The organism is Belliella marina (assembly GCF_042682445.1).
Classification (GTDB): Bacteria; Bacteroidota; Bacteroidia; order Cytophagales; family Cyclobacteriaceae; genus Belliella; species Belliella marina.
Window position 1 is genome coordinate 1,604 of sequence record NZ_JBHUHR010000025.1, and the last position, 11,438, is coordinate 13,041.

The window sequence follows — 11,438 nt, forward strand, 5'->3', positions numbered from 1 at the left end:
ACTTATAACTAATACCCCATGAACTTTACTAGACCCCAAACCTTCCAACTTTCAAACTTTCCAACCTTCAAACCTCAATCAAACAATAACCTAATCCGCCATGAGGGACAAGTTCTGAAATTACCAATCTTAAAGGCATTCCCCGTCCAACTTTCTTTATCAAGGTTAAGCGATGAATATAAACCCAAGTAGTACGGAGACACAGAAGGTGACGATGCTACTGGACGGAGGAGTGGGGGAGTGCGCTCCATAGCTCCCCAGGCCGGCTCTGACTCCACTCTCTAACCTGCCGGCCTCCTTTATTTAAGAGACAATAGATACAAGACATAAGATTCTAGACTCAAGACACAAGACCTAAGATTCAATACAAAATATATAAATCCCAAATCCCTCTCGACCTCTCGGGAAACTAAGCACGAAAAACCATGAAATCACTAGCTCTCAATCTTCCAATTTTCCATTCCCTAATAACCAATAACTATTCTCCTAACCAGATCCCCAACATTCAAACTTTAAAACCTTACAGCCTTAAAACGCGAAGCCAATCTTTCAATTTTCAAATCTTATAACCTTCCAATCTATGACCCCAACCTTCAAACCTCAATCAACTGATAACCTAATCAACTAATGCCCTAATCTTAAAATATTTCAATCTTTCAAATCCCACTAACCCAATCCACTTATAACTAATTAACCAAAATCATGAAGAAACAAATTACACTATTGATTGCGATGTTGCTGTCTTTTTATGCTTTCGGGCAGCAGAAGCTTGAGCCTTTGGATATAGGAGACAAGATTCCCAACCTGAAGTTTGAGAATGTGCTGAACCATCCTGATGGAGAAATATTGCTCTCTGACTACAAAGGCAAGCTTTTGATCCTTGACTTTTGGGCGACTTGGTGCGCTCCCTGCGTGGCTTCCTTTCCGAAGTTGGATAGTTTGGACAAGGCTTTTGGGGATGACCTGGCGATCCTTCCCGTGACTTATCAAGACAGGGAGGAAGTAGAAAAGCTCTTTTCACGAATGCCCAAGCTGAAGGATATCAAAAAGCCAATGGTGTATGGGGATGATATTCTAAGAAGAATGCTACCCCATAAGTCATTACCGAATTATGTATGGGTCAATGGAGCTAGCGAAGTCGTCGGTATCTCAGAAGGAAAGGATGTTACCGCAGAAAATATCAGAAGCTACATTGATAAGGGCGAAATCAATTTCGTGAATAAGGTTTTTGAGGAAGTTAAGTTCAATGCCACAGCCCCAATATTTTTGGAAAATTCAGAAGTATTCAAAGATGGACTTGAGTTTCAAATTTCCAAATCCCCCTATGTTGCTGGCCTAGATCTCTTTGCTAAAGTAAATTGGGGAGTTGATGATAAGCCTTTGGTGATATCTTTAATCAATATGCCGTTGATCAATATATTCTCATATGCATATTGGGATAAGCCAAATGAGAGATTTTTTGGGACTAATAGAATAAAAATGAACATGGCAGTTCAAGAAAAACTTAAGCCAGGATATAGTGGTACTCAATTTTTGAATTGGTTGAATGACGGAAATGGACACAATGTAGAATTTATCATTCCCCAATTTTTACTCCCAAAGAGAGATCAGATAATAGAAAATGCTTTAGACCTACTTTTTCCGGAATACAAAGTCAGGATTGAACAAGCGCTTTGGCCTGTGTATGCGCTGATATACGAGGGTGAAAATATAAATCAACTAAAGTCAGGCAAAAATATAAGAGTCAATAAGGCAGGGTTTACCGAGCTGATCATGGAAAATTGTGAAATTGAATCCTTTATTAGCCTTCTCAATATCAAAAACCTGAATAGGTATCCCAGACCGGTGATCAACCAAACAGGCATAGACTTTCCTATTGACCTTAGACTGGAAGGCAATCTTTTTAACCTGGAAGACTTACAGGAAGCATTGGCTGATTACAATTTAAGGTTAGTCGAAAAGGACATGGTAATTGATGTCCTCCATATCCAAGCCAATGAATAAATGCATCTGGCACTTTCTGAAATATGAAAGGTATCCGCTATAAAAATCATTCAACATCCAACCAAATCCTATGATCAAACATGTACAGTAAACAATTTATCAAATATTCACTAATCTGCATAATGCTATTACTGAGCATGCAGCAGACAAAAGCACAATCCACTTTTCCCGTAACAGGAAAAGTAAGCAATGCAAACCAAGAAGCCATTCCCGGTGCAATGGTAATCCTAAAAGGAAGCAGTAGGGGAGTTGTAACGGATGAAGAAGGTTTCTTTGCTCTCAATCTTCCAGCGGGAGAAGCCTTATTGAGAGTATCCTATCTAGGGTATACTACAATAGACCATGCTATCTCTGTTCCTATTTCCGAACCTATTGAAATAAAACTAAATGAGGAAGGACTTAGTATGGAAGCTTTCGAAATTGTCTCTACAGGTTATGAAGAGTTGCCTAAGGAAAGAGCAACAGGTTCTTTCGCTCAAGTTGACAACGAACTCCTCAACCGACGGGTATCCACCAACCTGCTCGACAGACTAGAAGATGTGACTCCCGGGCTGGTATTCAACCGAACAGGAGGTGGAGATCCGATCAGCATCAGGGGGAGATCCACCATATCAGCGAATGCCAATCCATTGATTGTGATTGATAATTTCCCTTATGATGGCCCATTGGAGAGTATCAATCCAAATGATGTAGAATCGATCACAGTGCTGAGGGATGCAGCAGCAGCCTCTATCTGGGGAGCTAGGGCAGGTAATGGAGTCATTGTGATTACCACCAAAAAAGGACTGGCAGGTACAAAACCAAGGTTTAGCTTCAACACCAATACCAACGTCATAGAGACTCCAGATTTATTCTATGTCCCTAGAATGGAGATCTCAGACTTTATCGATGTAGAAAGAACATTATTTGACCGAGGATTCTATCAATCCAGGGAGGTGAGTATAGACAGACAGCCACTTTCACCGGGAGTAGAACTGATGATCCAGCTTCGGGATGGGAGAATCTCACAGGGGGAATATGATGAGAGATTGGCAGCACTCCAAAGTATCGATACAAGGAGTGAATTGGCTAAACATTTCTACCAGACTCAGATCAATCAACAGCATTCTGCCTCCCTGAGCGGTGGGACTGCGACTCACCAATATGTAGTTTCGTTAGGATATGATCACAACAGAGCTGGCATTGTTGGCAACAAGAATGACAGGATTACCCTTTCCACCCAAAACAACTGGAACCTAGCCAACAATAGGCTTAAACTTAATCTAGGTGTCTATTATGCACATAGAAATAGCATAGAAACGACCAAATTGCCAGATTTATTTCCTTATGATAGACTTGCCGACGAAGGGGGCAATGCCTTACCCGTGATCCAAGGACTCTCACAAAGGTATATCCAAGGCCTGGACAACCCATTCTTGCTTGATTGGACTTTTGTGCCACTTGAGGAAATCGGGATGAGAAACGATAGGCGGCAGAATACAGACCTGAGGGCAAATATGGCTTTGCAATACAAGGTCAGCAAGGATCTGAAATTAGATGTACAATATCAATACTGGCAAAACGCCACCAACAACAAAGAGATAATCCCTCAGGAAACCTTTGAAGTCAGGGATTTGACCAACCGCTTTACGCAAGTGGAGCCAGATGGACAACTCAGCAGATCCATTCCACTTGGAGGGATCTACAACAAGTCTGATGTTTTCGCCCAAAGCCATACACTAAGAGCGCAACTTACCTACAATAAGACTTTCGGAAAACACCAAGTTTCTGCATTGGGAGGGGGAGAACTCAAGGATTGGGCATCCGACACCGATCGTATCAGGTATTATGGATATTCCGAACGCTTTGCCAATTCTGAAAATGTAGATTACTTTACCCGATTCAGAAATTTTCATAATAACAGATTGGCCAACATCCCATATGGGGGAGGTCATTCGGGAAGCATAGACCGGTTTATATCTGCCTTTGCCAATGCTTCCTACACTTATGGCAAGAAGTACATATTTTCAGTTAGCGCAAGGAATGATGCTTCCAACCTCTTTGGTGTCAGAGCCAATCAAAGAACAGTGCCACTTTGGTCCACGGGATTGGCTTGGATACTCAGCGAAGAGAGTTTTTATAATTGGGCGGCAGTACCCTATTTAAAGCTAAGGGGGACTTATGGCTTTAGTGGCAATATTGATCGGACGGTTACTGCATTCACAACAGCATCAGCTATGCAGGGGAATTTCAATCCAGTCTCAAGGCTTCCTTACGCTCAGGTTTTAAATCCCCCAAATGAAAATCTTCGCTGGGAACAAATACAAATGACCAACTTTGGCTTGGATTTCGAATCAAGATCAGGGCGTTTGTCTGGTTCCATTGAATACTTCATCAAAAACGGAGTCGATCTTTTCGGGACTATTCCTATGGCGCCATCATCAGGTGTGCTTACCTACAGAGGGAATTTTGCCAGTGCAAAGACCCAAGGATTGGACATGATCCTCAGGGGGAAAATCCTACAGAGAGCAGTTAGATGGGATGCTTCCCTGATTTACAATCATGTAAGAGACCGGGTGACAGGTTATGAAACACAAGCCTCAGTATCTAACTATTTGGCATATGCTGGGGGTTCAGACTTGGTTTTTCCATTTGAAGGGAAGCCTTTGTTTTCTGTTTATTCTTACCCATGGGGAGGCCTAAACCCAGATAATGGCAACCCAATGGGAATTCTCAATGGGGAACCAAGTGATAACTATGCCGCCATCTTCAATGAAGCTACTCCCGAATCCATCATATATAATGGTCCTGCCAGACCTACCTCTGTAGGCACTATTTCCAATAATATTTCCTATAAGGGCTTTAGCCTTTCGGCCAATATCACTTACAGGTTTGGCCATGTATTCAGAAGGAGTTCTATCCTGTACAATAGTTTGTTCAATGGAGACTTGGGACATGAAGATTTTGGGAACAGATGGAGAAATCCAGGGGACGAGTTGATCACACAAGTTCCTTCCATGCCCTTGGCGCTTAATTCCAATCGTGACAATATGTACCGTTATTCTGAAATCTTGGTGGAAAGGGGAGACCATTTCAGACTCCAAGACATCAGGGTTTCTTACCTCTTCGATGAAATAAAAGGTTTCAATAGGCTTGAGCTTTATGCTTTTGTAAACAATATCGGATTGTTATGGAAATACTCAGATCTTCCAATTGATCCTGACTTTAGGACTATGAGGCCATTGAGAAGTTTTGCTTTTGGATTGAGAATAGATTTGTAATTTAAAGTGAATTAGAAATGAAAAAGTTAATATACATAACCATAGTCGTCATATTGGGCAGTTGTGCTGAGTTTCTGGACGAAAGACCCAACAAAAACATTGTGGTGCCAGAAACATTGGATGAACTTCAAGCATTGCTTGATGCCTCGCCTAGAGGAATGAACGAATCCCCAGGAGTTCATCAAATATCCTCTGATGATTTTGTGACTACAGACAATGGATTTTCTGGGTTTAGAAACATCATTGAACAAAATGCCTACACTTGGAGTGAAGAGGTTTTTGAAAACTTTGGATTGGATTGGTCATCCCCATACCTTCAGATATTTTATGCAAACATTGTCTTAGAGGGATTGGGTAACTACAATGCGATCAATCAAGAGGAAGAAGAAAGGAAGAAGGTTATCGAAGGAAGGGCATTGTTTTATAGGGCTTTTGCCTATTATAGCTTAGCGATTTGTTTCACAGACCATCCTGATAACAATCTTAACACCACCTCAAAACTTGGTGTTCCCCTCAAACTGTCCCCAGATATAAATGAACCTATTGCTAGAACTGAACTAAGTGAAACATTTGAGAGGATTATTGAGGATTTAGAAGGAGCAGTCCGGCTTTTACCAGAAAACTATGACTTCATGACAAGGCCATCCAAAAGAGCTGCTTATGCCATGCTTTCAAGGGTTTATTTGTACTTAAAGAACTATCAAAGGTCTTTGGAATTTGCTGATTTGGCACTGGGCACCGATGATGGTCTTTTGGATTATAACACTGTCCAGACTGCTTCTTTATTCTCTTTCAATCTTGAAAACCCAGAAATAATTTTCTACAATCAAATGATAGCTTACTCTTGGAATTCAAGCACGCTTTCATTTGTGAATCCCGAAATCTATGAAATGTATGCTGATGATGATTTAAGAAAGCAGGTGTTTTTCAGAAATAGAGGATTTGGAATCAATTTCACGGGAAATTATACTGGTGGTATCTTTTTTTTTACTGGCTTGGCTAACAATGAAGTTATGCTTAACAGAGCAGAATGTTTGGTTAGACTAGGAGAAGAAACTCAAGGAATTGATCAATTAAATACCTTATTGGCAAAAAGATATAGAGAAGGTTCATTTGATGGAATAGAAATTCAATCAGGAGAACCTTTATTACACCTTGTTTTAAGAGAAAGAAGAAAGGAATTGCTTTTCAGAGGTATTAGATGGTCAGATTTGAAAAGATTGAATACTGAGCCTGGACTAGAGCAAACACTTAGGAGAGTGGTTTTTGGAACTGAATATGTATTGGAACCAAATTCTCCAAGGTATGTATTCCCAATTCCGCCTCAAGAGATTAATCAAAGCGGTATTCAACAAAATCAAAGATAAACAAAATGGGCAGGTTTTTGACCTGCCCAAAATTTTACAAAAGCACAAACTCTCCAAAGCTTACGACATCTGAGTTGAGATCCTTTTCTTCATACAAACAAGGTATGGTTTCTGGATTGCAGACATAGTCAACACCTATCTGAAGTGTGGATGCATCAATCCATCCAACTACTGTAGGAGGATCTTCATCGTCAAAGATAGGGGCAAAGCCCATTTGAGTACTCGGCGTCGTAAAAGCAAACGCCGCCACTACAGCAAGCATCACAAGGCTTGCTTTAATCAAATTTTCTATGTAATTTTTCATAGCTTTAATATTTATAATTGTTAGTAAATCACCGGTCGTTTTGGATTTCCTCCCTGCCGGGGGAGGAATGTTCTCCTTTGGAGAGGGACGATCGGTGTTTTTTGATCCCCCTGCTGTTGCCTGGCAACTACCTCGTAGCTTCACAAGCCGTACATTTCTTTTGTTTTTCGATATTTGATGCTCATGTCCTGGTTTTGCTTGACACTTTTTTCTTTTAAATGAAGAAGTTCAACCCACTTCGGGGTTGTGTGGTCTCTATTTATCATCATTATTCCCCGGGTTGCGACCCGGGGTTAATCAAGGTTTAACCCTGCCTGCAGCAGGCAGGCCCTTCGGGGTTTCTCAGGTCTTTTCTTGTTTCTTGTAGGTCTTGCATCTCTGTCTCGTCCTGAATTTACTTGACACTTTTTTTATACTTACGTCCTCGTTATAGAGGCAAGTCATTTCGACTAGAGGGAGAAATCTCGTACTGAATTTCACACTCCAACTTCAATTTTAACTTTCCAGTTTCAAATAGGGACGAGACCTCTCCTGCCGTCGAGGTGACGTAACCGCAGACAAAACTTACGCTTGTCTCAAGTCTTGTTTCTTGCCTCTCGCCTCTTGTTTCTCGTTTCTTGTCTCTCGTCTCCTCAATAGTCACCGGGGCAAGCTTTGCGTCTCATATCTCATGTCTCTAATCCTTATCAACCCTGCCACCCCAATACCCATCAGCACTATATTGAACACCAAATGCTCCCACCAGCTTAAGGATGAAACGACTCCTCCACAAGAGCAAGGGACCCTATCAAATACCCCTGCGATGATTAGTGCGATGTAACCTGTGAATAAAGTCATCAGGATGATCGATAGCTTTAAGCCTAATCGGACAGTGGAATTGATCAGCAGCAAGGCAGCTATCAGTAATTCTACAATTGGGAGCGCATACAGCAAAATGTCTGCTGACCATATAGGGAAGACTTGGTTGTACAATGACCTCCTTGTCCCCTCCCAATCATATAGCTTACTGACGGCTGTATAGATAAAGACAATTGCCAGTAGCCATGTGCAGATTGTTGCTATGTTTTGCTTCTCTTTCATCATGTGTATTGAGCTGTTGATCCTTTCATCTATAGTTCCACCGAATCTTTTATCGGTCACCTCCGGCCATCTTCTGCTGGAGTAGTCTCCCTTTACTGCCGGGGAATGGACTTGGCGTTCAGGAGTCCATTCCCATAGGATCGGGCAGTGTTAAGGGATTTTTTTTTAACCTAACCAAAGCTAGGTGATGACACTCAAAAACACAAATGGCTGTAGTTGAGCGCTTTGATAAAATCGGGTTTTATCAAAGTGGTTGGTTAAAATCACGTTTATAACAACTGTATATCAGGTAGTTGTAGACAAAAAGTGGTCATTTTTTCATTGGTTTTTGAAAATTGTTGCTAAATTGAAGTTTAGTTATACACCAAAAGAGATAGGGCATGAAAAGTGATTTTAAATACAAAATGGATATTTTTAAGTATGCTGTTGAGCACGGACTTTTTTTTAAGGATGTTTTTGGTGAAATCTATCCAAATACCATAAAGGCTGTCTTCAAGAAAGGAGAAGCAGTCAGGTTCCCAAGTAGTAATAGTCCACGGTTGGCATTCCTTCACAACGGGGCTGTTTATGGTAAGATATCCCTGAAAAGTGGCGTAAGCTATAAGGTCATCAAAGTCCCCAAGTCTATTTTTTTGGTAAGGGGGGGCGAAATCCTAAATCCGGAAATCTCCTCGATGACCTGGGAAGCCACAATTACATCTGAAGTGACGGCGATCCCCATCCAATACCTACTCGAAGCAGTGGATAGGATAGAGGAAGCCCCTCAAAAGTTACTGGCTCATTTGAGGAAAGTGATGAGTCAGGATTTGGAACTTTATATGTGCCTGAAGAACCTGACGTCTACTTACGATCAAATAGACTTCTTGGTAGATAAGCACCCGGAATGGCTTCGCCATACGCTAAAGTACTTGGCTAGCTACCTCAATGTCTCTCAGAATGGACTGACCAATGCCATCAAAAAATGGGAGAACTCCAACTTAGATGCAAAGTCTGGTTTGGGGTTGCCTACTTGATCTAACCCCTACCCTCCCATGGCCTGTGTCCCCACAGACCATACGATACACTCCCCACCGAGGTTTGTGTCATCACAAACCTTATCTACTTGGTTATCTCATTGATACTTCACCATTCGATGTTTTATGTCCCCGATATGCATAGGTGTCACGTCCCGGAAATAATTGATACTTTTTGTATTGATTAGAGAAGTTCAACCCCCTTCGGGGTTGTCGTCTACTATATCATCATTATTCCCCGGGTTGCGACCCGGGGTTATTTAAAGTTTAACCCTGCCTGACGTCAGGCAGGCCCATTCGGGGTTGATTCCCTCTCGTTTCTCGTCCCGTCCTGAATTTACTTGATAATTTTTTTATACTTAACTCCTCGTTTTATAGGCAAGTCATTTCGAGCCTGTCTCACTTTAGGGAGGCAAAGGGAGAAATCTCGAACTGAATTTCACACTCCAACTTTAATTTTAACTTTCCAGTTTCAAATAGGGGCGAGACCTCTCCTGCCGTCGAGGTGACGTAACCGCAGAAAGCATACTTTGTCATATCTCAAATCTCATATCTAACATCTCACGTCTGTCCCGTCCTGAATTTACTTGACACTTTTTTTATACTTAACTCCTCGTTTTATAGGCAAGTCATTTCGAACCTGTCTCACTTTAGGGAGGCAAAGGGAGAAATCTCATACTGAATTTCACACTCCAACTTTAATTTTAACTTTCCAGTTTCAAATAGGGACGAGACCTCTCCTGCCGTCGAGGTGACGTAACCGCAGAAAGCACTTTGTCATATCTCAAATCTCAAATCTCATATCTCGCATCTCACATCCCGCATCTCATCTTTTTTCGGCAAATCTTTAAAACGCAAGACATTTTTAAACTATCTTTCGTCTAGGCTAGGAATTATAACCAAACAGACAATTTTTATGAAAAAGATCTTACTCGCATTCTCGATTCTCTTGTTCTTTGCTTCCTGCATGGAAAATGATGGTGATATTCAAGAAAATGGGCAATTCCCTCTTGGAAATTGGACTATCAGCGAACGCCATGAAAACGGTTTTAGCTTGATAAGGACTGGAAGTTTGCCTGAAAATACCTATGGTTTTTCATTTCAGAAAAACGGGAAAATGACCGTTAGGGCAATTGCAGGATGGTGTGGTACTCCACCTGTTGTATATTCCGACTATTCGGGAAATTGGTCCAATGCTGGAGCAGCCTTAAAGCTAAACATGGGTTTCTGGGGAGGTAGAAACGTCCAGGAATGGAAAGTCGTCTCTTCCAACGACACAGGAGATATCGTGAGGATTGAATTAGTCAGTTCAGAGACCGTACCTGATTGATCCCATCAATTTGTCAAACAATCATAAACTTTGTAATACAATTACCATGAAAAAGATATACTTATTTTTCCTGCCTTTTTTATTATTCTCTTGCATAGAGGATTCTGACAAAGTAAACTTGGAAAGAGTCCAAGGGACTTGGGTGCATGAGTCCGAACATGAAGACCAAACTATTGAATCGACATTTACCTTTCATTCCAACGGCACTTTTGAGCAGCAACATAGAAGGACACAAGGGGAAGGGGATTATGAGGCTGGAATATTGTCTGTTTCAACAGGCAGTTATGCCTTTGAAGATGGTGAGCTTGTAGTGTCAACCCAAACAGCATTCCATGCGGAAGTCTATGAAAATCCACCTGCTACTGTTGAAGAGTTAATAGAGAGTGGAGACTATTTCAAACGTACTGTGAGAGCCAAGATTTCATTTGAAGACAATAACAATGCGATGATCCTGCTATTCTACGAATGTCATGATATTATTACAGGAGGTCTTTCCAATTGTATCGAACCGACTCCTATGCGCTATAATAGGGTAGAAGAGTAAGTTTTTGCAAATTGCATTTTACGTGATTACAATCAGCCATCTAAAGGTCTGTGAGGACACAAACCTTGGGTTAAGCTCGATATGACTACCCCATGGCCTGTGTCCCCACAGGCCATACAATACACCTGTGTGCCCCCACCTAGGTTTGTGTCTCCACAAGCCTTATCTACTTGGGTATCTCACTGATACTTCACCATCCGATGTTTTATGTCCCCGATATGCATAGGAGTCACGTCCTAGAAATAGTTGATACTTTTTTCTACTGATTAGAGAAGTTCAACCCCCTTCGGGGTTGTCGTCTACTATATTATCATTATTCCCCGGGTTGCGACCCGGGGTTCCGCCACGGCGGACAAGTATTTAAAGTTTAACCCTGCCTGACGTCAGGCAGGCCCATTCGGGGTTGATTCCCTCTCGTTTCTGGTCACGTCTTGAATTTACTTGACACTTTTTTTATACTTAACTCCTCGTTTTATAGGCAAGTCATTTCGAACCTGTCTCACTTTAGGGAGGCAAAGGGAGAAATCTCATACTGA

General features: G+C 41.5%; 8 protein-coding genes. 6 read left to right on the top strand and 2 right to left on the bottom strand.

Annotation, left to right across the window (positions count from 1 at the left end; all coding sequences use genetic code 11):
• Positions 1-702 precede the first annotated feature (702 nt).
• From ACFSKL_RS09155 to ACFSKL_RS09165, 3 genes are all read left to right on the top strand, one after another.
• Positions 703-2,004 carry a TlpA family protein disulfide reductase gene (locus ACFSKL_RS09155; protein ID WP_376885565.1) on the top strand — a complete coding sequence of 434 codons (1,302 nt, stop codon included), beginning with the start codon at positions 703-705 and terminating at the stop codon, positions 2,002-2,004.
• An 80-nt stretch (positions 2,005-2,084) separates the two neighbouring features.
• Positions 2,085-5,264: a SusC/RagA family TonB-linked outer membrane protein gene (locus tag ACFSKL_RS09160; protein WP_376885566.1), complete on the top strand. Its 3,180-nt coding sequence runs from the start codon at positions 2,085-2,087 to the stop codon at positions 5,262-5,264.
• Between the two features lie 17 nt (positions 5,265-5,281).
• Positions 5,282-6,631: a RagB/SusD family nutrient uptake outer membrane protein gene (locus ACFSKL_RS09165; RefSeq protein WP_376885568.1), complete on the top strand. Its 1,350-nt coding sequence runs from the start codon at positions 5,282-5,284 to the stop codon at positions 6,629-6,631.
• A 34-nt stretch (positions 6,632-6,665) separates the two neighbouring features.
• On the opposite strand, the gene ACFSKL_RS09170 is transcribed toward ACFSKL_RS09165, so the two are convergent.
• Positions 6,666-6,935, bottom strand: a complete 270-nt coding sequence (locus tag ACFSKL_RS09170; protein WP_376885570.1) for a hypothetical protein — start codon at positions 6,933-6,935, stop codon at positions 6,666-6,668.
• Positions 6,936-7,574: 639 nt separating this feature from the next.
• The gene (locus tag ACFSKL_RS09175; protein ID WP_376885572.1) at positions 7,575-8,018 is read right to left on the bottom strand and encodes a MauE/DoxX family redox-associated membrane protein; all 444 of its coding nucleotides are present in this window, start codon (positions 8,016-8,018) and stop codon (positions 7,575-7,577) included.
• A gap of 377 nt (positions 8,019-8,395) precedes the next feature.
• On the opposite strand from ACFSKL_RS09175, the gene ACFSKL_RS09180 reads away from it, so the two are divergent.
• The 3 genes from ACFSKL_RS09180 (at position 8,396) to ACFSKL_RS09190 (ending at position 10,902) form a co-directional block, all read left to right on the top strand.
• Complete coding sequence (locus tag ACFSKL_RS09180) at positions 8,396-9,028, top strand: cyclic nucleotide-binding domain-containing protein (protein WP_376885574.1); 633 nt, start codon at positions 8,396-8,398, stop codon at positions 9,026-9,028.
• 916 nt (positions 9,029-9,944) lie between these two features.
• A complete protein-coding gene (locus tag ACFSKL_RS09185) occupies positions 9,945-10,358 on the top strand; it encodes a hypothetical protein (RefSeq protein ID WP_376885575.1) in 414 nt (137 codons plus the stop codon).
• Positions 10,359-10,404: 46 nt separating this feature from the next.
• The gene (locus tag ACFSKL_RS09190; protein WP_376885577.1) at positions 10,405-10,902 is read left to right on the top strand and encodes a hypothetical protein; all 498 of its coding nucleotides are present in this window, start codon (positions 10,405-10,407) and stop codon (positions 10,900-10,902) included.
• Positions 10,903-11,438 lie beyond the last annotated feature (536 nt).